The 20,707-nt window shown below is 71.1% G+C and carries 19 protein-coding genes and 1 riboswitch; of the genes, 7 read left to right on the forward strand and 12 right to left on the reverse strand.

What is annotated here, in order from left to right; all coding sequences use genetic code 11:
* Positions 1–86 precede the first annotated feature (86 nt).
* The 4 genes from CP967_RS10785 to CP967_RS10800 all read right to left on the reverse strand — a co-directional run bounded on the left by CP967_RS10785 (position 87) and on the right by CP967_RS10800 (position 4,934).
* Positions 87–1,610: a glycoside hydrolase family 3 protein gene (locus tag CP967_RS10785; protein ID WP_150487769.1), complete on the reverse strand. Its 1,524-nt coding sequence runs from the start codon at positions 1,608–1,610 to the stop codon at positions 87–89.
* Between the two features lie 9 nt (positions 1,611–1,619).
* Positions 1,620–2,492, reverse strand: coding sequence for a carbohydrate ABC transporter permease (locus CP967_RS10790; RefSeq protein WP_150487770.1), 873 nt, complete (start codon positions 2,490–2,492; stop codon positions 1,620–1,622).
* Positions 2,489–3,505 carry a carbohydrate ABC transporter permease gene (locus tag CP967_RS10795; RefSeq protein WP_150487771.1) on the reverse strand — a complete coding sequence of 339 codons (1,017 nt, stop codon included), beginning with the start codon at positions 3,503–3,505 and terminating at the stop codon, positions 2,489–2,491. Before CP967_RS10795 ends, CP967_RS10790 begins: the two co-directional genes overlap by 4 nt.
* Before the next feature lie 127 nt (positions 3,506–3,632).
* Positions 3,633–4,934: a sugar ABC transporter substrate-binding protein gene (locus CP967_RS10800; RefSeq protein ID WP_150487772.1), complete on the reverse strand. Its 1,302-nt coding sequence runs from the start codon at positions 4,932–4,934 to the stop codon at positions 3,633–3,635.
* A 286-nt stretch (positions 4,935–5,220) separates the two neighbouring features.
* On the opposite strand from CP967_RS10800, the gene CP967_RS10805 reads away from it, so the two are divergent.
* The 6 genes from CP967_RS10805 (at position 5,221) to CP967_RS10830 (ending at position 12,632) form a co-directional block, all read left to right on the forward strand.
* Complete coding sequence (locus tag CP967_RS10805) at positions 5,221–5,985, forward strand: GntR family transcriptional regulator (RefSeq protein WP_150491793.1); 765 nt, start codon at positions 5,221–5,223, stop codon at positions 5,983–5,985.
* Positions 5,986–6,367: 382 nt separating this feature from the next.
* Positions 6,368–6,622 carry a DUF3311 domain-containing protein gene (locus CP967_RS10810; RefSeq protein WP_167535363.1) on the forward strand — a complete coding sequence of 85 codons (255 nt, stop codon included), beginning with the start codon at positions 6,368–6,370 and terminating at the stop codon, positions 6,620–6,622.
* On the forward strand, positions 6,619–8,253 hold the full coding sequence (mctP, locus tag CP967_RS10815) for a monocarboxylate uptake permease MctP (RefSeq protein ID WP_150487774.1): 1,635 nt from the start codon (positions 6,619–6,621) through the stop codon (positions 8,251–8,253). The genes CP967_RS10810 and mctP overlap by 4 nt, the downstream gene beginning before the upstream one ends.
* Before the next feature lie 120 nt (positions 8,254–8,373).
* Positions 8,374–8,874 (forward strand): GNAT family N-acetyltransferase, encoded by a 501-nt coding sequence (locus CP967_RS10820; RefSeq protein ID WP_150487775.1) that lies wholly within the window; start codon positions 8,374–8,376, stop codon positions 8,872–8,874.
* 64 nt (positions 8,875–8,938) lie between these two features.
* Positions 8,939–9,062, forward strand: a riboswitch (cobalamin riboswitch).
* 136 nt (positions 9,063–9,198) lie between these two features.
* Positions 9,199–11,616 (forward strand): ribonucleoside-diphosphate reductase subunit alpha, encoded by a 2,418-nt coding sequence (locus CP967_RS10825; protein ID WP_150487776.1) that lies wholly within the window; start codon positions 9,199–9,201, stop codon positions 11,614–11,616.
* Entirely contained in the window at positions 11,616–12,632 is a 1,017-nt protein-coding gene (locus tag CP967_RS10830; RefSeq protein ID WP_190174970.1) for a ribonucleotide-diphosphate reductase subunit beta, read from the forward strand. Before CP967_RS10825 ends, CP967_RS10830 begins: the two co-directional genes overlap by 1 nt.
* A 17-nt stretch (positions 12,633–12,649) precedes the next feature.
* On the opposite strand, the gene CP967_RS10835 is transcribed toward CP967_RS10830, so the two are convergent.
* Positions 12,650–12,862 carry a hypothetical protein gene (locus CP967_RS10835; RefSeq protein WP_150487778.1) on the reverse strand — a complete coding sequence of 71 codons (213 nt, stop codon included), beginning with the start codon at positions 12,860–12,862 and terminating at the stop codon, positions 12,650–12,652.
* A gap of 81 nt (positions 12,863–12,943) precedes the next feature.
* On the opposite strand from CP967_RS10835, the gene CP967_RS10840 reads away from it, so the two are divergent.
* Complete coding sequence (locus CP967_RS10840; protein ID WP_150487779.1) at positions 12,944–13,918, forward strand: GlxA family transcriptional regulator; 975 nt, start codon at positions 12,944–12,946, stop codon at positions 13,916–13,918.
* A 23-nt stretch (positions 13,919–13,941) separates the two neighbouring features.
* Here the strand turns inward: CP967_RS10840 and CP967_RS10845 are convergent, their stop codons facing one another.
* From CP967_RS10845 to CP967_RS10875, 7 genes are all read right to left on the reverse strand, one after another.
* A complete protein-coding gene (locus CP967_RS10845; protein WP_150487780.1) occupies positions 13,942–14,679 on the reverse strand; it encodes a D-Ala-D-Ala carboxypeptidase family metallohydrolase in 738 nt (245 codons plus the stop codon).
* A 173-nt stretch (positions 14,680–14,852) separates the two neighbouring features.
* Positions 14,853–15,491 carry a peptide deformylase gene (gene def, locus CP967_RS10850; protein WP_150487781.1) on the reverse strand — a complete coding sequence of 213 codons (639 nt, stop codon included), beginning with the start codon at positions 15,489–15,491 and terminating at the stop codon, positions 14,853–14,855.
* Positions 15,492–15,568: 77 nt separating this feature from the next.
* Positions 15,569–16,558 (reverse strand): tetratricopeptide repeat protein, encoded by a 990-nt coding sequence (locus CP967_RS10855; protein ID WP_150487782.1) that lies wholly within the window; start codon positions 16,556–16,558, stop codon positions 15,569–15,571.
* A gap of 91 nt (positions 16,559–16,649) precedes the next feature.
* A complete protein-coding gene (locus CP967_RS10860) occupies positions 16,650–17,894 on the reverse strand; it encodes an HD-GYP domain-containing protein (protein WP_150487783.1) in 1,245 nt (414 codons plus the stop codon).
* Positions 17,891–19,282: an HD-GYP domain-containing protein gene (locus CP967_RS10865; protein WP_167535364.1), complete on the reverse strand. Its 1,392-nt coding sequence runs from the start codon at positions 19,280–19,282 to the stop codon at positions 17,891–17,893. The genes CP967_RS10860 and CP967_RS10865 overlap by 4 nt, the downstream gene beginning before the upstream one ends.
* Before the next feature lie 209 nt (positions 19,283–19,491).
* Positions 19,492–19,812 (reverse strand): mycothiol system anti-sigma-R factor, encoded by a 321-nt coding sequence (gene rsrA, locus CP967_RS10870; protein ID WP_150487784.1) that lies wholly within the window; start codon positions 19,810–19,812, stop codon positions 19,492–19,494.
* Complete coding sequence (locus CP967_RS10875; protein ID WP_190174995.1) at positions 19,809–20,465, reverse strand: sigma-70 family RNA polymerase sigma factor; 657 nt, start codon at positions 20,463–20,465, stop codon at positions 19,809–19,811. The genes rsrA and CP967_RS10875 overlap by 4 nt, the downstream gene beginning before the upstream one ends.
* Positions 20,466–20,707: the final 242 nt, after the last annotated feature.

The following is a 20,707-nucleotide window of genomic DNA, read 5'->3' on the forward strand; positions in this document are numbered from 1 at the left end:
GCAACCGCGAAGAAGGCCGGGCGGCCCCGATCGGGGCCGCCCGGCCTTCTTCCGTTCCGCGTGCGGGAGCGCTCCCCCGCCCGCTGCTACGGGATACGCGTGCCGGTGACGGCCTCCGCGGCGGCGAGGCCGCACACCCGTGCGGCGCCGTGCGTGGCGATGTGCAGGGCGCCCCGGGCGGGTGCCTCGGGCAGCCCCATCTCGACCACGACCGTGTCGGGGCGCGCCGCCAGCAGGCCGTCCAGCGCCTCCCCCATCCAGGCGTGCCGGTGCTCGTCGCGGACGACCGCGACGATGCGCCGCTCCCCCGCCGCCCGGAGCACCTCGCCGGTCTCGGCACCGCTGTAGCTGCCGGCCTCGGTGCCCGGCAGCAGCCGCGCCAGTTCGGCGGCGACGCCCCACGGGGTCTCGGCGCCGACGGCGATGTTCGCGACCGGGGTGAACGAGGCGACGTACACCGGCTCGGTCTGCGGGGCGAGGGTGCCGGTCAGCCGGACCGCACGGCGGGCCGCGGCGAGTCCGACGTCGTTGCCCACTCCGGTGCCGGGCGCGGTCCCCTCCTGCACGTCCGCGCCCGGCGCCGGCACAGCCCCCCTGGCCCCCTGCGTCCAGGACGCGAGGGCCCGTACCCGGGCGGCGGCGTCGGCCAGCCGCTCCTCGGGCAGGTCGCCGCCGCGGACGGCCGCGACCAGCGCGTCACGCAGCCGCAGCACGGTCTCCTCGTCCGCGAGACCGCCGCCGACGCAGATGGCGTCGGCGCCCGCGGCGATGGCGAGGACGGAGCCGCGCTCGATGCCGTACGTACCGGCGATGGCGTCCATCTCCATGCCGTCCGTGACGATCAGGCCGTCGTAGCCCAGTTCCCGGCGCAGCAGACCGGTGAGGATCTGCGGGCTGAGGGTCGCGGGGCGGGTGGGGTCGAGCGCGGGCAGCAGGATGTGCGCGCTCATCACGGATTTGGTCCCCGCCGCGATCGCCGCCCGGAAGGGCACCAGCTCGCGGGCGTGCAGGGTGTCCAGGTCCACGTCGATGGCCGGCAGCGCGAGGTGCGAGTCGACCGCGGTGTCGCCGTGCCCGGGGAAGTGCTTGGTGCAGGCCGCGACGCCGGCGGCCTGGAGGCCCTCGACGTACGCGGCGGTGTGCCGGGCCACCAGGTCCGGGTCCGGCCCGAAGGACCGGACGCCGATGACCGGGTTGCCGGGGTTGGAGTTGACGTCCGCGGACGGGGCCCAGTTGAGGTTCACCCCGCACTCGGCCAGCCTGCGGCCGAGCTCCCGGGCCACCGCCCGGGTCAGCTCCACGTCGTCGACGCGGCCGAGGGCGTAGTTGCCGGGGAAGGAGGAACCGTCCCGGACCTCGAGGCGGGTGACGTCGCCGCCCTCCTCGTCGATCGCGACGAGGACGTCGTCGCGCTCGGCCCGCAGCTGGGCGGTGAGGGCGGCGAGCTGCTCGGGTGAGTGGATGTTCCGGCCGAACAGCCCGACGGAGGCCAGCCCTTCGCCGACCCGGCGCAGCAGCCAGTCGGGGGCGCTCGTCCCGGTGAACCCGGGCTGGAGCACGGCGAGGGCGTCGCGGGTGACGGTGTCCGTGGAGGATACGAGGGTGGTCATGGCAGGGCGTTATCCCTTCACGGCGCCGGAGGTGAGCCCCGTCGCCATCTTCCCCTGGATGATCATGAAGAAGATGACGACCGGGATGGAGATGAGCGTGGAGGCCGCCATGAGGGCGCCGTAGTCCGTACCGCGTTCGGTCGTGAAGGTCATCAGCCACACGTTGAGCGTGTACTTGGAGTTGTCGTTGATCAGGATGTACGCGAAGAGGTACTCGTTCCACGCGTTGACCAGCGAGAAGATGGAGGCGGCGGCGAGACCGGGCGCCAGCAGGGGGAAGATGACCCGGCGGAAGGCCCCCATCCGGGTACAGCCGTCCACCATCGCGGACTCCTCGAGCTCCACCGGGATGTTGATCACGAACCCGCGGATCATGATGGTCGCGAACGGCAGCGTGGAGACCAGGTAGACGACGATGAGCCCCCAGTACTCATCGATGCCTCCCAGGGCGTTCAGCTGGAGGTAGATCGGGATCAGCATCGCGGTCGGCGGCAGCATCTGGACCAGGATCATGACCATCATCAGCGCCTTCCGCCCGAAGAAGCGGAAGCGTCCGATGGCGAGCGCCGCGAGCGTCGCGATGATCATGCCGCCGACGACGGCCGTGACCGAGACGATGAGGCTCGACTGGATCGCCGTGGCGAAGTTGTCCTGCTTCACCGCACGGGCGAAGTTGTCGAAGGTGAGCGAGGACGGCCACAGGGTCTGGTCGTACGAGCGGATCTCGTGGTTGGGACGCAGCGAGCTGACGACCAGCCAGTAGACCGGGAACGCCATGATCACGGCGGTGACGAGCGCCAGGATGTTGTAGCCGAGGCGGTTCTTCTTGCGGTCGGGCCTCAGGACCTGGGCCGGCGCGTTCGTGGGCGTGGAGGTGCTCATTCGACCTCTCCCGTCTTGATCAGCTGGCGCAGGTAGTACACGGCTACTCCGGAGAGCAGCAGGACGGTGATCAGCGCGATCGCGCTGCCCTGGCTGAAGGAGGTGGACTCGAACGCCTTGGAGAAGGAGTAGAGGCCGAGCGTCTCGTACTCGGGCTCGGGCTTGTTGCCGCGCAGCAGCCAGATCTGGCCGAAGACGTTGAAGTCCCAGATGACCGAGAGCGTGGCGACCATGATGAAGACCGGCTTGATGACCGGCCAGGTCACGAAGCGGTAGACGCCGAACGCGGAGGCGCCGTCGAGGGCCGCGGCCTCTTCCAGCTCCTTGGGGACCTGGGTGAGGGCCGCGTACAGGGTGATCACGACGAACGGGATCGCGCCCCAGACGACCAGGACCATGATGATCCCGAAGCCCTGGACCGGGTCGAGGAACCAGTTGTGGCCGAGCCACTTGTCCTCGTTGCCGGTGATGTCGGCGAGCAGGGTGTTGATCAGGCCGTAGTCGGAGTCGGAGAGCCAGCGGAAGACCGACGCGGCGACCATGAGCGGCATGGACCAGGCGGCGACCAGCGCCACGGTGAGGGTGAGCCGCACCCAGGTGGAGAGCCGCAGCATCATCAGGGCGATCAGCAGGCCGAGGCCCATGGTCAGCACGACGCAGACGGTCATGAAGACGATGGTCCGGACGACGACCCACCAGAAGTCGGCGTCACCCAGGATGACGGTGAACTGCTCGAAGCCCACCCACTCGGCCTCGGCGTTGCCCCACAGCGCCGCCCGCCCCAGGTCCTGGAAGGACATGATGACGGTCTTGGCCAGGGGATAGACGTAGACGGCGGCGATCGCCAGGATCGCCGGCAGGATCAGGAGGTAAGGGAGGAGCTCTCCCTTGGTCCGCCGCTTCTTCGGGCGTGGCCCAGCGGCGTCCTGAGTGGAGGGCGATTTCCCGGTCTTCTCCGGGGCATCCGGTACGGGGACCGGTGGACCGGCGGCCTGGGTGTCGGCAGCAGTCACGTGGCTGACCTTCCATCGGGATTCCGGGGGTGTCCGCCCGGCATCACGGCGTTCTCTACCTACCAAAGAGGGGCGGGGACCCGGTGACGTGCCGGGCCCCCGCCTGGCGAGCCGAGGCTCGGTGCGACTACTTGTTGATCAGCTCGTTGACACGGGCGTCGGCCTTCTTGGTGGCGTCGGCCACGGAGCTGCCCTTGAGGATCTCCAGGAGCATGTTCTCCAGGACCTCCTCCTTCTCGATCGAGGTCCAGCCCGGCGCGATCGGCGTGAACCAGGCGTCCGGCACCGCGTTGGCGACGGCGGCCGTCTCAGGGTTCGACTTCAGCGGCTCGAGCTGCTTCTCGTTGTTCGGGAGGATGTTCTTGGAGGTGAGCACCTCCTGCGACTTCTCGCTGGTGAACATCGAGATCCACTCCTCGCCCAGGTCGGTGACCTTGGACTTGGCGGTCACCGCGAGGTCCGAGCCACCGATGAAGGACGGGAGGGCCTTGCCGTTCGGGCCGGGCATACCGGCCGTGGCGATCTTGCCCTCCAGCTTCGGGTTGCCGTTGTTGGTGCCGTCGGTGACGGAGCCCGACTCCCAGCCGTTGCCGTAGATCAGGGCCGCCTTCTCGTTGGCCATGACGTTGGCGTGGTCCTGCTCGTCCTTGGTCTGGTCAGCCTTGTTGTACTTCTTGACCAGGTTGATGAAGTGCTCGACGCCCTTCTGGGACTCGGGGGAGGAGAGGTTGCCCTTCCACTCCTTCGCGCCCTCGTCGTACTCGGCGATCGAGCCGCCGAAGCCGGCGACGTAGGACATGGCGGCGTACCAGTAGCGGCCCGGCAGGTAGAGGGACGAGGCGCGCTTGTCCTTCTTGCCCAGCTCGGCCGAGACCTTGTCGAGCGCCGTGAGCAGCTCGTCCTCGGTCTCCGGCAGCGCGTCGCTGCCGGTGCCGGCCTTGAACATGTCCTTGTTGTAGATCGCCACACGGGCACCCGCGTAGTAAGGCACGCAGAACTGCTTGCCCTCGAAGGTGCAGGTGTCCTTCAGACCCTTGATCCAGGTGTCCGAGTTGTCGTACTTCTTGGGGTCGATCTCGGCGAGGGCGCCGTTGAGGATGTACTGCATGGTCTCGGTGTTGCCGAGCTCGACGACATCCGGGAACTTGTCGCCGCCGAGGGCGGTGTCGAGCTTCTTGGCCTTGTCCGCCCACTGCTGGTACTGGACGTTGACCTTGACCTTCGGGTACTTCTTGTTGAACTGCGCGTTGACGTCCTTGACCAGTTCCGGCCAGGTGCTCTGCGCGTCCACCATCAGCCAGACCGTCAGGCTCTCGCTGCGGTCCTTCGGGTCCTTCGCAGCGTTGTCGTCGTTTCCGTCCCCGCCACACGCCGCGAGACCGGTCATCATCGCTGCGACGCCGACCGCCGCCATGAGCTTGCGCTTCATGCCACACCCTCCTCAGGGATACCAGCAACCCCCCGCCCACCGCGAAGACGTACGCCTGGTACTGCCTGTGGGGCTGGGATCTGGTCTTTAATGGTTTAGACCAGTACCGGGAGCTTGGCCTAGACCTTTAGGGGTGTCAAGGGTGTATAAGAAGTGCACTCGCGTCCGTTATAGGACCGACATCTAAGGGAGGGCGACGAGCCGTGACCGGACCGTGCCACCATGTGAGCCGCGACAGACGGAGGAGCCGGTGACGGCAGCGACACAGCAGTCGGGAAGGCGGGCCATGGGTGCCGACGGGGGCAGTACCACCAGTGAGACGGGGGTGGCCACGCGCACCGCGCGCGTACCGAAGTACTACCGGCTCAAACGGCACCTCCTCGACATGACCGACACCATGCCGCCCGGTACGCCGGTACCCCCCGAGCGGACCCTGGCGGCCGAGTTCGACACCTCGCGCACCACGGTCCGCCAGGCCCTCCAGGAACTCGTCGTCGAGGGCCGGCTGGAACGCATCCAGGGCAAGGGCACCTTCGTCGCCAAGCCGAAGGTCTCCCAGGCGCTGCAGCTCACCTCGTACACCGAGGACATGCGCGCCCAGGGACTGGAACCCACGTCCCAGCTGCTGGACATCGGCTATGTCACGGCGGACGACACGCTCGCCGGCCTGCTGGACATCACCGCCGGCGGCAGGGTGCTGCGGATCGAGCGGCTGCGGCTGGCGAGCGGCGAGCCGATGGCCATCGAGACCACCCATCTTTCGGCCAAACGCTTCCCGGCGCTGCGCCGTTCGCTGGTGAAGTACACCTCGCTGTACACCGCCCTGGCCGAGGTCTACGACGTACGCCTCGCGGAGGCCGAGGAGACCATCGAGACCTCGCTGGCGACCCCGCGCGAGGCGGGCCTGCTGGGTACGGACGTCGGCCTGCCGATGCTGATGCTGTCCCGGCACTCGATCGACGGGCGGGGGGAACCGGTGGAGTGGGTGCGCTCGGTGTACCGGGGCGACCGCTACAAGTTCGTGGCCCGGCTGAAGCGGCCCCTCGACTGAGGAGCCGCCCGGCCGGAGGACAGCTCGGCCGGGAGTCCGCTCGGCCGAGGAGCCCCTCGGCCGGGAGGCCCCGGCGGGAGGGGGGCCCGCGAGCCGGGCGCCCTTCCGCACGGCCCTCCGGCGCCGAATGGCCTGAAGCGGCTCCTTGACAGGACGATCCGCCGCACATCGATCCCCTCGCCCCGGCGGGGGGATCGGTCGTTTCCCGCCCGGGTGAACCTCCGCCCCCCGGCGGCCGTGTTCCCTGCGGGCGCAGGGAACGGAGGGGCGTGCCGGGACCGTTGCAGGACCGCAATGCGGACGAGGGGTGACGGTGGCCGGAGACCTCCCCTAGATTTCCTGCGCGTTGCCACAGGCGATCGACGAGGGGACGGAGAGCCATATGCCGGAAGAGAACGACGCGAAACCACCAACGGTGACACCCATGAGGGTGGTGATCGCCCTGTGTCTCATCGCTCCGTTCGTCGCGATGCTCTGGGTGAGCTCGTACGCGAAGATCGAGCCGACCTTCATCGGCATCCCGTTCTTCTACTGGTACCAGATGCTCTGGGTGCTCGTCTCGGCCCTGCTCACCATGATCGCCTACAAGCTGTGGCAGCGTGACCAGCGTGCCCGCAAGGGGGGTGCGTCGGCATGAAGGACGGCGTGAACGGCGTCGCACTCGCCGTCTTCATCTTCTTCTTCCTGGCCGTGACGGTCATGGGGTTCATGGCCGCGCGCTGGCGCAGGGCCGAGAACGAGGCCACCCTGGACGAATGGGGTCTGGGCGGCCGGTCGTTCGGCACCTGGGTCACCTGGTTCCTGCTGGGCGGCGACCTCTACACGGCGTACACCTTCGTCGCGGTCCCGGCCGCGATCTACGCGGCGGGCGCCTCCGGCTTCTTCGCCGTCCCGTACACGATCCTGATCTACCCGCTCATCTTCACCTTCCTGCCGAGGCTGTGGTCGGTCTCGCACAAGCACGGTTACGTCACCACCTCGGACTTCGTGCGGGGCCGTTTCGGCTCCAAGGGGCTGTCGCTGGCGGTCGCGCTGACCGGCATCCTCGCCACCATGCCGTACATCGCGCTCCAGCTGGTCGGCATCCAGGCCGTGCTGGACGTCATGGGCGTCGGCGGCGGCGAGACCACGCACTGGTTCGTCAAGGACCTGCCCCTGCTGATCGCCTTCGCCGTGCTCGCGGCCTACACCTACTCCTCCGGGCTGCGCGCCCCGGCGCTGATCGCGTTCGTCAAGGACGGCCTGATCTATCTGGTGATCGCGGTGGCGATCATCTACATCCCGATCAAGCTGGGCGGCTTCGACCAGATCTTCGACGCGGCGAGCAAGGCGTTCGAGGAGAAGAACGAGGCGGCCGGCAAGCCGGTGGCCGGACTCGCACCCGGCGTCTCCGGCCAGTGGGGCTACGCCACGCTGGCGCTCGGCTCGGCGCTGGCGCTCTTCATGTACCCGCACTCCATCACGGCGACGCTCTCCAGCCGCAGCCGCGAGGTGATCCGCCGCAACACCACGATCCTGCCGCTGTACTCGCTGATGCTGGGGCTGCTGGCCCTGCTCGGCTTCATGGCGATCGCCGCGGGCATCAAGGTCCAGAACGGCCAGCTCGCCATCCCCCAGCTGTTCGAGAACATGTTCCCGGACTGGTTCGCCGGTGTGGCCTTCGCCGCCATCGGCATCGGCGCCCTGGTACCCGCGGCGATCATGTCCATCGCCGCGGCGAACCTGTTCACCCGCAACATCTACAAGGACTTCCTGAAGCCGGACGCGACGCCCGAGCAGGAGACGAAGGTCTCCAAGCTGGTCTCGCTGCTGGTGAAGGTCGGCGCGCTGGTCTTCGTCCTCACCATGGACAAGACGGTCGCGATCAACTTCCAGCTGCTCGGCGGGATCTGGATCCTCCAGACCATGCCGGCCCTGGTGGGCGGCCTGTTCACCCGCTGGTTCCACCGGTGGGCGCTCATCGCCGGCTGGGCGGTCGGCATGATCTACGGCACCGTCGCCGCCTACAACGTGTCCTCCCCGACCCAGCCGCACTTCGCCGGGTCCTCGAAGGAGATCCCCGGCATCGGGGAGATCGGCTACATCGGTCTCACCGCGTTCGTGCTGAACGTCGTCGTGGTGGTCGTCCTGACCTTCGTCCTGAACGCGGCGAAGGCCCCGGCCGGCATCGACGAGACCTCGCCGTCGGACTACACCGCGGACGTCGGCGACCCGGGCGTCAAGGCGGAGCTCCCGCCGGCCACGGCGGGCGCCCCCGGCGGCCACTGACCCGCCGGTCCGTCCACGGCGGATGCCCGTCGCACCCCCTCCCGGGGCGCGGCGGGCATCCGCCGTCCCGGCCCGGAAAACCCCGGGCGGCTCCGGCCGCCCCACGGCACACTGCCCCGCATGGACGTAACCATCGAACGGGTGCACCCCTCGCGGTACGCCGCCCTCGGCGAGCTCACCGCCCTGGCCTATCTCGACGAGGGCCTGCTGGACCTCGGCGCCGACGACCCCTATCTGGAGAGGCTGCGGGCCGTCGCGCGGCGGGCCGAGGAGGCGGAGGTGCTCGTGGCCCTGGACGAGGACGGCACGCTGCTGGGCGGCGTGACCTACACCGTGGCCGGCGGGCCCTGGGCCGACATCGCCCGCCCCGGCGAGGCCGAGTTCCGGATGCTGGCCGTCTCCCCCGGGGCCCGTGGCCGGGGCACCGGCGAGGCCCTCGTACGGGCCTGTATCGACCGGGCGCGGGCCGCTGACGGCGTCAGGGCACTCGTGCTCTCCAGTCAGCGGGCCATGCTCGGCGCCCACCGCCTCTACCGGCGCCTGGGCTTCGTCCGGACCCCGGAACGCGACTGGGCGCCGATGACCACCGGCACGCTGCTGACGTTCCGTCTGGAGCTGTGAGCCTTCCCCCGGCACACCCGTACACAACATGTGGGGGCTGTCCTGACGGGCAGCCCCCACATGTATGCTCGTGCTCGCTGTCGCCGCAGGGGAATCCGGTGTGAATCCGGAACTGTCCCGCAACGGTATGACCGGTGTGCTTTCGCGCACCCGCAAGTCCGAGGACCTGCCGGCAGCGCGTCCGGCTCGACCGAACCGGACGCCCTACGTCCGGGCCTCGCGGAAGGCCGGTGGACGCCGTGCGCGGTACGCCCCTGCCGGGGCCGCCGGCCTGCCCGGCTGCCCCTGTCCCCGCCGGCCCCGAGCCGAGCGAGGACAGCCCCCGTGAGCATCGCGCCAGCCGACCCTGTTTCCGTCCCGGATCCGGCCCCCCCGGCAGGGCCCGGGGCCGGAGCCGCCCCCGACGCCCCCGGTGCCGCCCTGCTGCGGACCCTGACCGCTCTCACCGCCGACCTGCCGGACACCGACCCGGGCCGGATCGCCGCGGCGGCGCTCCGCGGCCGCAGCGCCCACGCGGACGAGGACGAGCTGCGCTCCCTGGCCACGGAGGCCGCCGCCGGGCTGATCCCGGAGGACCCGTCCTACTCCCGGCTGGCGGCCCGGCTGCTCACCCGCTCGATCGCCCGGGAAGCCGCGGGCCAGGGCGCGGTGTCCTTCTCCGCGTCCGTCGCCGTGGGCCACCGCGAGGGTCTGATCGCGGACCGTACGGCCGGGTTCGTCACCCGGCACGCCGCCTTTCTCGACGCGCTGGCAGGCCGGGCGCTCGCCGACGGCGCCGACGACCGCTTCGGCTACTTCGGCCTGCGGACGCTGTACAGCCGCTATCTGCTGCGCCACCCGCTCACCCGCGAGGCCGTGGAGACTCCGCAGTACTTCATGCTGCGTGTGGCCTGCGGGCTCGCCGAGGACGAATCCGAGCGGGCGCTGGACGAAGTCGCCTCGCTGTACGGCCTGATGAGCCGGCTGGACTACCTGCCGTCCTCCCCCACGCTCTTCAACTCCGGCACCCGCCATCCGCAGATGTCCTCCTGCTACCTGCTGGACTCGCCGCTGGACGAGCTGGACTCGATCTACGACCGCTACCACCAGGTGGCCCGCCTCTCCAAGCACGCGGGCGGCATCGGTATCGCCTACTCCCGGGTCCGGGCGCGCGGTTCGCTGATCCGGGGCACCAACGGCCACTCCAACGGCATCGTGCCGTTCCTGAAGACGCTGGACGCCTCGGTCGCCGCGGTCAACCAGGGAGGCCGGCGCAAGGGGGCCGCCGCGGTCTACCTGGAGACCTGGCACGCGGACGTCGAGGAGTTCCTGGAGCTGCGCGACAACACCGGCGAGGACCAGCGGCGCACCCACAACCTGAACCTGGCCCACTGGGTCCCCGACGAGTTCATGCGCCGGGTCGAGGCGGACACCGCGTGGTCGCTGTTCTCCCCGGCGGACGTCCCCGAGCTGACCGACCTGTGGGGCGGGGAGTTCGACACCGCCTACCGGGCCGCCGAGGCGAAGGGCCTGGCCCGTAAGTCGGTTCCGGCACGTGAGCTGTACGGCCGGATGATGCGGACCCTCGCCCAGACCGGGCAGGGCTGGATGACCTTCAAGGACACCGCCAACCGCACCGCCAACCAGACCGCCGAGCCTGGCCGGGTGGTGCACTCCTCGAACCTCTGCACGGAGATCCTGGAGGTCACCGACGACGGCGAGACGGCCGTCTGCAACCTGGGTTCGGTCAACCTCGGCGCGTTCGTCGCCGACGGCACCATCGACTGGGAGCGGCTGGACGCCACCGTCCGCACCGCGGTGACCTTCCTCGACCGGGTCGTCGACATCAACTTCTACCCGACCGGGCAGGCCGCCCGCTCCAACGCCCGCTGGCGCCCGGTGGGCCTGGGCGCGATGGGCCTCCAGGACGTCTTCTTCCGGCTGCGGCTGCCGTTCGACTCCGCCGAGGCCCGCGCCCTCTCCACGAAGCTGGCGGAGCGGATCATGCTCGCCGCCTACGAGACCTCCTGCGACCTCGCCGAACGCGCGGGTCCGCTGCCCGCCTGGTCCGCGACCCGCGCCGCCCGCGGGGTGCTCCACCCCGACCACTACGCCACCGAACCGGCCTGGCCCGAGCGGTGGGAGGCCCTGCGGGCGAGGATCGCGCGGACCGGGATGCGCAACTCCCTGCTGCTCGCCATCGCCCCGACGGCGACGATCGCCTCGATCGCCGGGGTGTACGAGTGCATCGAGCCGCAGGTCTCCAACCTCTTCAAGCGCGAGACGCTCAGCGGTGAGTTCCTCCAGGTCAACGCCTACCTGGTGGAGGACCTCAAGCGGCTCGGCGTCTGGGACGCCCGGACCCGGGAGGCGCTGCGCGAGTCGAGCGGCTCGGTGCAGGGCTTCGGCTGGATCCCCGAGGACGTACGGGCGCTGTACCGCACGGCCTGGGAGATCCCCCAGCGCGGCCTGATCGACATGGCGGCGGCCCGTACGCCCTACCTCGACCAGAGCCAGTCGCTGAACCTGTTCCTGGAGACACCGACCATCGGCAAGCTCTCCTCGATGTACGCGTACGCCTGGAAGCAGGGTCTGAAGACGACGTACTACCTGCGTTCGCGCCCGGCGACCCGGATCGCCCGCGCCGCCTCCGGCGGCGCCCCGGCCACCGCCGCCGTCCCCGTACAGCAGGCCCCCGCTCCCGACGCGGACGCGGTCGCCTGCTCCCTCGAAAACCCCGAGTCCTGCGAGGCCTGCCAGTGATGAGTACGTCCAAGAACAAGAACCTGCTCGACCCGGGCTTCGAGCTGACCCTGCGCCCCATGCGCTACCCGGACTTCTACGAGCGCTACCGGGACGCGATCAAGAACACCTGGACGGTGGAGGAGGTCGACCTGCACTCCGACGTCGCCGACCTCGCCAGGCTCTCCCCGGGCGAGCAGCACATGATCGGCCGGCTCGTGGCGTTCTTCGCGACGGGCGACTCGATCGTCGCGAACAACCTGGTGCTGACGCTGTACAAGCACATCAACTCCCCGGAGGCGCGGCTGTACCTGTCGCGCCAGCTGTTCGAGGAGGCCGTGCACGTCCAGTTCTACCTGACCCTGCTCGACACCTACCTGCCCGATCCCGAGGACCGGGCGGCGGCCTTCGCCGCGGTCGAGAACATCCCGTCGATCCGCGAGAAGGCGCAGTTCTGCTTCCGGTGGATGGACTCGGTGGAGAAGACGGACCGGCTGGAGTCCCGGGCCGACCGCCGGCGTTTCCTGCTGAACCTGATCTGCTTCGCCGCGTGCATCGAGGGCCTGTTCTTCTACGGCGCCTTCGCCTACGTCTACTGGTTCCGCTCACGCGGCCTGCTGCACGGCCTCGCCACGGGCACCAACTGGGTGTTCCGTGACGAGACGATGCACATGAACTTCGCGTTCGAGGTGGTCGACACCGTCCGCAAGGAGGAGCCCGGGCTCTTCGACGACGCGCTGCGGCAGCAGGTCACGGACATGCTGCGGGAGGCCGTCGAGGCGGAACTGCAGTTCGGCCGCGACCTGTGCGGGGAGGGACTGCCCGGCATGAACACCGAGTCGATGCGCCAGTACCTGGAGTGCGTCGCCGACCAGCGCCTCACCCGGCTGGGCTTCCCCCCGCTCTACGGCTCCGAGAACCCCTTCCCGTTCATGGAGCTGCAGGGGGTCCAGGAGCTGACGAACTTCTTCGAGCGCCGCCCCTCGGCCTACCAGGTCGCGGTGGAGGGCTCGGTCGCCTTCGACGACGACTTCTGAGCGGCTCCCGCACCTGTTCAGATCCGCGCCCAGGACCTGAGGTAAGGGCGCCGCGTGGCCGTGAGCGGCTGCGCGGCGCCCGCCGCTTCCGGGAGCCGTTCCTCCCTCCTCCGTTCCGCCTCCCGCAGTTCCCGGGAGATGCGCCCTTCCCGGGCGAGGCCGAGGAGCACGGGCAGCAGGACGAAGGCGAAAAGTGCCGTTATGGACAGGTAGCTCAGGAATGTGTTCATGACCCCACTCTCCCCGCCCCGGCCCTGCCACGGCAGTGGCAGGACTGTCACACAGCATCGAATTACTGCCACACTGTTCTCATGCTGAAGAATGTGGCGGCCCTGCTGCTCGACGAAGTCCACCCCTTTGAGCTCGGCGTCCTGTGCGAGGTGTTCGGGCTCGACCGGTCCGACGACGGACTGCCGGTCTACGACTTCGCGGTGGTCTCCGCGGAGGGCCCGGCGCTGCGCACCCACGCCGGCTTCACCATCAGCACACCGCACGGCCCCGAACGCCTGGAGGAGGCCGACCTCATCGCCGTACCGGCGGGCAGCCGCTTCGGGGACCGCGAGTACCCCGAGGAGATCCTCGAAGCGCTGCGCCGCGCGGTGGCACGCGGGGCGCGGGTGATGAGCGTCTGCTCCGGCGCCTACCTCCTCGGCGCCGCCGGGCTCCTGGACGGCCGCCGCTGCACCACCCACTGGCGCCACACGGAGGAGCTGGCCCGCCGCCACCCGAAGGCCGTGGTGGAGCCGGACGTGCTCTACGTGGACGACGGCCCGGTCATCACCTCGGCGGGCACCGCCGCCGGGATCGACGCCGCACTGCACCTGGTGCGCCAGGCGCACGGTCCCGCCGTCGCCAACGCCGTCGCCCGCCGGATGGTGGTGCCCCCGCACCGGGACGGCGGCCAGGCGCAGTACATCGCGCGCCCGCTGCCCCGCACCCGCTGCGACACGGTCGGCGGGACGCTCGCGTGGATGGAGGGCCACCTCGACCAGGAGCTGACCATCGAGCAGCTGGCCGCGCACGCGCACATGTCACCGCGGACGTTCGCCCGCCGCTTCCAGCAGGAGACGGGGACGACCCCCTACCGCTGGCTGCTGCGCCAGCGGGTCCTGCTGGCGCAGCAGTTGCTGGAGTCCTCGGACGAGACCGTGGACACGATCGCGGGGCGCACCGGCTTCGGCACCGCGGCCGCCCTGCGCCACCAGTTCGTACGCTCGCTCGGCACGACCCCGCAGGCCTACCGCCGCACCTTCCGGGGGCCGTCCGCCCTGACCGGCGCGGCCTGACGGACGGCCCCCGGGCGCGGAGGTCAGATGCCGCAGCTGGGGGCCGACCAGTAGTGGCTCGGGCCCTGGTTCACGTGGATGTGGTCGTTGTGGCCGGGGTAGCCCGGGCCGAGGATCCCGTTGAAGCCGTGGTAGCGGGCCTGCTTGGCGATGGTGCACAGCGAGTGCGGCCCGGATCCGAGGTCGACGGCGTCGCCGTACATGTGGCGGCTGTTGGAGGCCCCGCCGACCGCCGAGTTGCAGGAGGCCGACCGGAAACCGCTGGTGACCCGGAGCGGCTGGTCACCCAGCGCGTGCCGGAGCGCCTCCAGCTTCCACATGGAGCTGAGCGCGTTGGCCTTGGCCGTACCGGCCGCCACCTTGCCGCCGGCCCAGGTGCTGTTGCACTGGTTGAGCTCGGGATAGGTGAAGTGGATGGGGGTGCAGTCGTTGTCCTGGAGCGCGTAGAGCTTGGACTGGGTGGCCGGCCCCGCGACTCCGTCGGCGGCGAGCCCGTAGGCGGCCTGGAAGCGCTTGACCGCCGCCTTGGTGGCGGGGCCGTACGAGCCGTCGATGGCCAGCACCGAGTTGTACCCCGGGTAGCCCGCCACTCTGATCTGGAGCTGTGTGACGTCGTTGCCCGTGGCGCCCTCGGAGAGCGTCCGGGTCCAGGTGTAGCAGCCGTCGGCCTGCGCGGTCCCGGCGGTGGCGAGAGCACCACCCACACAGAAAGCCATGATCATGACAAAGCCGAGCAGGGCGCGCGAGATGCGTCGGAGCATGTTCTCCCCTCTCGTGGACGAGATGTGGGGAGAGCCTCCCGGAAGGCATCTACCCGCGTCAACCACGCCCGGGGAAACGGTTGTCGACGACAAGCCCCGCGAGAACCCCGGCAGTTGACGGCAGGGCCCCGCCCGGCTCCCCGGGCGGGGCCCTGCCGTCGGCGGACGGTTCCTCAGTCGTTCGCGACGACCGGGTAGCGCGGCGTGCCCTCCGCCATCTGCTTCAGGGCGTCCTTGCGGTCCCGCTTGGAGAGCCGGTCGATGTACAGGTAGCCGTAGAGGTGGTCGGTCTCGTGCTGGAGGCAGCGGGCGAAGTAGCCGTTGCCGCGCACCCGCACGTCGTTGCCCCGCGCGTCCTTGCCGCGCACCACCGCGTAGTCGGGCCGGGCGAGCGAGGCGTACGCCGTCGGCACGGAGAGGCAGCCCTCGTTGGAGTCGTCGAGGTTGCGCTGCTCCGGTGCCAGGTCCTCCAGCACCGGGTTGCAGATCGCGCCGACGTGCCGCACCCCGTCGTCGTCCATGCAGTCGTAGACGAAGACCTTGAGGTCCACACCGATCTGGTTGGCGGCCAGGCCCACGCCCTCCGCCGTCCGCTGGCTGGCGAACATGTCGTCGATCAGCCGGGCCAGTTCGTCGTCGAAGGCCGTGACGTCCTTGCACTCCTTGTGCAGCACCGGGTTGCCCACCACCGTGATCGGGCGGGAGGTGCCACGCTCACGATGCGCGGTCTCCCGCGCCTCGCAGTCCTCGGTGTCCACGAGGAAACCCTCGTCGTCCACGCCGACCTGCTCGTCCGTCTCCTGCTGCGACATGTCCGCCGTACGCCTTCCTGCGACCCGAAACCCGTGTACCGCACCACGACAGTGCCCGTACAGCCTACGGGCTGCGGTCAGCAGACTTCTTCCAGATCCCGCCACTCACGGCTGTCCGGGCTGTCCGCGACCCAGCCGTCCAGCAGCCCGCGCACCAGTGCGGACGGGGCGGCTATCCCGCACTCACGCTCCGGCACCCACAGCTCCCCGGCGGTGCGGTGGCCCAGCGGTCCCGGGTGGCCGGGCTCGCTGTGGTCGTGCGGGTCCAGGTGCTCCCCGTCGCCCTCGTCGCTCTCCATCCGGCTCTCCGAACACGCCCGGCACAGCAGCCGCACGGAGGACGACCAGTCCTCGGCGGCGAACCCGGCGTCGGAGGCCAGCTTCTCCAGCGCGTCCCGGTCCGCCTCGGTGGCCGCCTCCAGGAGCACCACCCAGGTCGGCACGGGGGACGGCGCCCACAGCTCGATCTCGTCGAAGACCGGATAGGACGGCCCGGCCGCGGTGACCCGCTCGCCGTTGGGGACGCCGTCGTGCAGGACGACCTCGCCCCAGCGCCGCCCCGAGGACGGCAGCGGGATCGACAGCACCTCCAGGCGCGCCGGGTCCAGCCGGCGGCCCCAGACCACCTCCGCCTCGCCCTCGGGCGACAGCCGCACGGCCGCGCTCCCCAGCTCCATGCCCGCGGGCTCGCTGGTGGAGGCGGCGTTGTACTGCCCGCCCGGCACCTTCAGGCCGTACGCCTGCCAGGCGCGGCGAGCCAGCGGCCAGTCCTGGAGCGCGGTCGCCGCGATCCCCACGTTCCACCAGTCCGGAGCCCCGGCCTCCCGGTCCAGCAGGGCGACGGCACGCAGCCCCGCGGCCCGCGCCTGCTCCCAGTCGTGCCGGAACTTGTGCAGCAGCGCCAGATTGAACCAGGACTCCGAGAGCCAGGGTTCCAGATCCGCCGCGCGTGTCAGCAGCGCGCCCGCGTCCTCGTACCGGCCGTCGCCGATCAGCGTGAACGCGCGGTCCGTGGCCTGCCGCCAAGAGGCGGAGGGCCGATGCCGTACCTTCCCGAAGATCCTCACGATTCCCGCCTGTCCCGACTGGACACCCACATAGCCACGCTCTCTTCGCATCCAACCATGCCCGGCCGGACGCCCGCTCATTACCCATGGGTTACCCGGTACGCACCGGGGTCAGACCTCCGCGCGCCAGGACCCGCGCCAGCGCCTCGACCACCTGCGGCTGGTAGTCGTGGCCGGTGCCGAGCCTGAGCGCCTCCAGCGCCTCCAGGGCCCCGCCGGGGCCTTCCCCGCACAGGTCCTCGTACGCGTTGACCACGCGGACGATACGCGCGGCGGCCGACTGTTCCCGATAGGGGTCGGCCTGCTGTTCGACCACCACCGCGACCGCGGTGTCCACCCCGGTCCGGCGGACCACGGCACCGCCGAGCAGTGCGATCCGGCGCTGCTCGGCGGGCGGGAGCCCGACCGTCGCACCGCCCGGCACCGGGTCCACCAGCGAGAGCTGGCCGATGTCGTGCATCAGCGCCGCGTGCTCCAGGACGGTCAGCTCCGCTCCGGACAGGCCGAGCTCCCTCCCGACGGCGGCGGAGAGGCCGGCCACCCTGCGGGCGTGCCCGTGCGGGGTGTAGCCGGCGATCTCCGTCGCCCTGGCCAGCGAGGCGATGGTCTGCCGGTAGGTGGTGCGCACGGCCGCGTACCGGCGGAAGGAGATCTGGGCCAGCAGCAGCGGTACGCACAGGACCGGCAGCGCCCACAGCCCGGCGACGGCGACCCCGAGCGCCATGACCGCGCCGGTGGCGCAGACCGCGGGGCCGATACCGGCGAGCGCCCGGAGCTCGTCGCGCAGCAGTGGCCCGAAGCGCCGGCCCGACGGCGTGGTGAGCGCCGCGAGCACGGCGTCGCACAGGGCGGTGAGGAACAGCAGGACCAGGAGGAAGAGGGCGAAGTGCGGGCCCTCCCCGAACCAGCGCGCCGCGAGGCCCGCGTGCGAGAGGGGCTGGAAGCACACGGCGGCGAACCCCACGGCCAGGACGCGGCGGGCCGCCCGGTCCGGCTCCAGAGCGCTGCCCCGGGCCGTCTGCGGTACCGAGGCGAGCAGTTGGGCCGCGACGACGACCGCGACCACCTGGAGGGCCCCGTGCCCGGTCGGCTCCCCCCGGCTGCTCCCGAGCAGCGCGTACGCCAGTGCTCCGGCCGCGCCGAGGGGGGCGGGCTCCCGCTCACCGGGCGGCGAGCCCCAGCGCGCCAGTTCACCGACGGTGATCAGGGCCCCGAAGGCGAGCGCGTGTCCGGGCCCGGCGAGGCCGTTCCAGAAGGTGTGCCCGAGGGCCACCAGGGCGAGGAGGAGGGCGGCGGCGCGGACGGCGGGGGCGGCCGGGCGGCGCACCGGCCTCACCGCCGCCTCCCCCACCGGCCTGCGGGACGGGCGGCGGCGGGGGGCAGCGGTCCCGGGCCGGACCGCTGCCGCGGCGGCCGGGTGTCCGTCTCGTCCGAGGTCACCGCGGTGGCGGCGGACCAGCCGTACCGGTCCAGGGCGCGGACCAGCGCCCGTACCATCCGGGGGTCGAACTGGCTCCCGGCGCAGCGTTCCAGCTCCGCCACGGCGGCGGGCACGGGGCGCCCGGGCCGGTAGGAGCGGGTCGAGGTCATCGCGTCGAAGGCGTCCGCGACGGCGACGACCCGGGCGAACTCCGGGATGGCGTCCCCGCTCAGGCCGTAGGGGTACCCGCTGCCGTCGAGGCGTTCGTGGTGGTGCAGGATCGCGGCGCGCGCCTCGTCCAGGAACTCGATGCCGCGGACGATCTCGTGGCCGTACTCCGGGTGCAGTTCGATGAGCCGGCGCTCCTGCGGGGTGAGGGGCCCCTCCTTGCGCAGGACCCGGGTGGGGACGCCGAGTTTGCCGACGTCGTGCAGGATCCCGGCGAAGCGGAGCGCCTCCGTCCGCCTTTCCCCCATGCCGAGTTCACATGCGATCAGCTCGGACGCGCGGCCCACCCGCTCGCTGTGCCCGCGGGTGTACCCGTCCTTGATGTCGACGGCCTGGACGAGCGCCCTGATGGTGGCGCGGTGCGCCGCGTGCCGGCGGTGGTACTGGGCGAACATCCAGCAGGAGATGTACATCGGCAGGAGCACGACCAGCGCGGACAGCGGCCCGTAGGGGCTGCGCCACAGCACGGCCATCATCAGCCCGGCGGGCGCGTGCACCAGGTGCGGTCCCACCGACGCCGGGAGCCCCCGCCAGGCCCGCCGCAGCGGCACCCGCTCGGCGGCGGCGAGGATGCCGCCGTCCAGGGCCCCCTGGACGGCGCTGAACACCAGCGCCGCGGCACAGGCGGGCAGCAGGGCGTACGGGAGGCCGGGCCCGGCCTCCCCTCCGGGCCCGCCGAGGCTCGCCGGCCCCCCCAGCGACGCGTACGCCGACGAGGCCGCCCCCACGGTGAGGGCGAGTTGCGCCGCCCGCCAGACGCGGCGGGCGGCGACGGGCGGCCGCTCGACCCGCCCGGCCAGCGCGCCCGGCACCGCGGCCAGCGCGGCGGCGGCGGGCGGCAGCAGGAAGGCGGCGGCGAGCAGCAGGGGAAAGAAGGAACCGGCGGCGACCGGCACGAAGTCGCCGGACGGCGGGCGGCGGCCGGGCAGTTCGCACACCAGGTAGAGCGCGGCGAGGAGGGCGAGGGTGTCCCACGGGGTCCCGGCTCCGGGCAGGAGGGCCGGCAGGGCGCAGCCGACGGCACCGGCCGACACACCGAGGATGTAACCCCGCGCCGCCCACGGTGTGCCCCTCACCCGTATCCGCCCGCCCCAGCCTGGTCGTTGGAGGCGCCAGGCTAGCGAGTCAGGGGTGTCCCCCGGTCCGGGGAAGGACCGGATTAGCACATTCGGGTGATACCGCGGAGATCCGGCCCCGGCGGTGGGGCAGCGGGAATCCGGCTGCCCGGCCGGGGCGGGGGCTCCGGCCGGCGGTCAGCGGGAGGGCGGCGCCACGGGCGCCGGTGTCACTCGGCGGTGGCGGCCGGCCGGCCGGCGCCGCCCAGGGAGATGTCCTGCTCGGGGACAACCTCCCCGGCCCGGATCAGCTCGATCCGGCCCATCACCTTGGACCGCAGGTCGGTCGGGACGTCGTCCTGTCCGCAGCAGCGCTTGACCAGCTTCTTGACCGCCTGCTCCAGGCCGTACTTCTCCAGGCACGGCGAGCACTCCTCGAAGTGCACCTCGAACTTGGTGCAGTCGCCCTCGGGCATCTCGTGGTCGAGGAACTCGTAGAGATGGTCGAGGACCTCTGAGCAGTCCGTCTCGTGCGGCTCTCCGCAGCTCATGAGGCCGAGCCTTTCCTGTCGTCCGACTCACCGGCACCGGCCGGGACGAGCCCGCGCTCGCGCGCGTAGTCCTCCAGCATGCCGCGCAGCTGGCGGCGCCCCCGGTGCAGCCGGGACATCACCGTACCGATGGGTGTCCCCATGATGTCCGCGATCTCCTTGTAGGCAAAGCCCTCGACATCGGCGAGATACACGGCGATGCGGAACTCTTCGGGGATCGACTGGAGGGCGGACTTCACGTCGGAGTCCGGCAGGTGGTCGAGTGCCTGGGACTCGGCCGAGCGCAGACCGGTCGACATGTGCGACTCGGCGCGCGCCAGCTGCCAGTCCTCGATCTCCTCGGCGGCACTCCGCTGAGGCTCCCGCTGCTTCTTGCGGTACGAGTTGATGAAGGTGTTCGTGAGGATGCGGTACATCCACGCCTTGAGGTTGGTCCCCTCGCGGAACTGGTGGAAGGACCCGTACGCCTTGGCGTACGTCTCCTGGACCAGGTCCTCGGCGTCGGCGGGGTTACGCGTCATGCGCAGGGCGGCGGAGTACATCTGGTCGAGATAGCCCAAGGCGTCCCGCTCGAAGCGCGCGTTGCGCTCGGCGGTCGTCTCCTCCGCACGGCCGTCGTCGGTCCCCGTGTCGGTCCCAGTGACCGGACCCACCTCCTCCAACGAAGTGGCGGAGCCGAAACCGGACCCGCTCGCATCGGAGAATAGTCGACCCCGCCCCTGCGCGGGCTGACGACCGGCTCCGGACACGGCGCGCCCGGGGGTGGTCCTCGCCGCGTGCAGCACCGTCCACTCCAGGTCAGCGGTGTTCGAACGGCGCGGGCAGATGGTCGAACCCATGCGACGGACTCCCTCTTCCACGTACGACTGCGTTGTACCGATGTCACGGACAACAG

It is taken from the genome of Streptomyces nitrosporeus (assembly GCF_008704555.1).
In the GTDB taxonomy this organism is placed as follows: domain Bacteria; phylum Actinomycetota; class Actinomycetes; order Streptomycetales; family Streptomycetaceae; genus Streptomyces; species Streptomyces nitrosporeus.

What these genes read in the sequence shown, in the direction of transcription:
- CP967_RS10785 (WP_150487769.1), bottom strand. Translation starts at nt 1,610, where the DNA reads ATGACCACCCTCGTATCCTCCACGGACACCGTCACCCGCGACGCCCTC.
- CP967_RS10790 (WP_150487770.1), bottom strand. Translation starts at nt 2,492, where the DNA reads ATGAGCACCTCCACGCCCACGAACGCGCCGGCCCAGGTCCTGAGGCCC.
- CP967_RS10800 (WP_150487772.1), bottom strand. Translation starts at nt 4,934, where the DNA reads ATGAAGCGCAAGCTCATGGCGGCGGTCGGCGTCGCAGCGATGATGACC.
- CP967_RS10805 (WP_150491793.1), top strand. Translation starts at nt 5,221, where the DNA reads ATGGGTGCCGACGGGGGCAGTACCACCAGTGAGACGGGGGTGGCCACG.
- CP967_RS10810 (WP_167535363.1), top strand. Translation starts at nt 6,368, where the DNA reads ATGCCGGAAGAGAACGACGCGAAACCACCAACGGTGACACCCATGAGG.
- mctP (WP_150487774.1), top strand. Translation starts at nt 6,619, where the DNA reads ATGAAGGACGGCGTGAACGGCGTCGCACTCGCCGTCTTCATCTTCTTC.
- CP967_RS10820 (WP_150487775.1), top strand. Translation starts at nt 8,374, where the DNA reads ATGGACGTAACCATCGAACGGGTGCACCCCTCGCGGTACGCCGCCCTC.
- CP967_RS10830 (WP_190174970.1), top strand. Translation starts at nt 11,616, where the DNA reads ATGAGTACGTCCAAGAACAAGAACCTGCTCGACCCGGGCTTCGAGCTG.
- CP967_RS10835 (WP_150487778.1), bottom strand. Translation starts at nt 12,862, where the DNA reads ATGAACACATTCCTGAGCTACCTGTCCATAACGGCACTTTTCGCCTTC.
- CP967_RS10840 (WP_150487779.1), top strand. Translation starts at nt 12,944, where the DNA reads ATGCTGAAGAATGTGGCGGCCCTGCTGCTCGACGAAGTCCACCCCTTT.
- CP967_RS10845 (WP_150487780.1), bottom strand. Translation starts at nt 14,679, where the DNA reads ATGCTCCGACGCATCTCGCGCGCCCTGCTCGGCTTTGTCATGATCATG.
- def (WP_150487781.1), bottom strand. Translation starts at nt 15,491, where the DNA reads ATGTCGCAGCAGGAGACGGACGAGCAGGTCGGCGTGGACGACGAGGGT.
- rsrA (WP_150487784.1), bottom strand. Translation starts at nt 19,812, where the DNA reads ATGAGCTGCGGAGAGCCGCACGAGACGGACTGCTCAGAGGTCCTCGAC.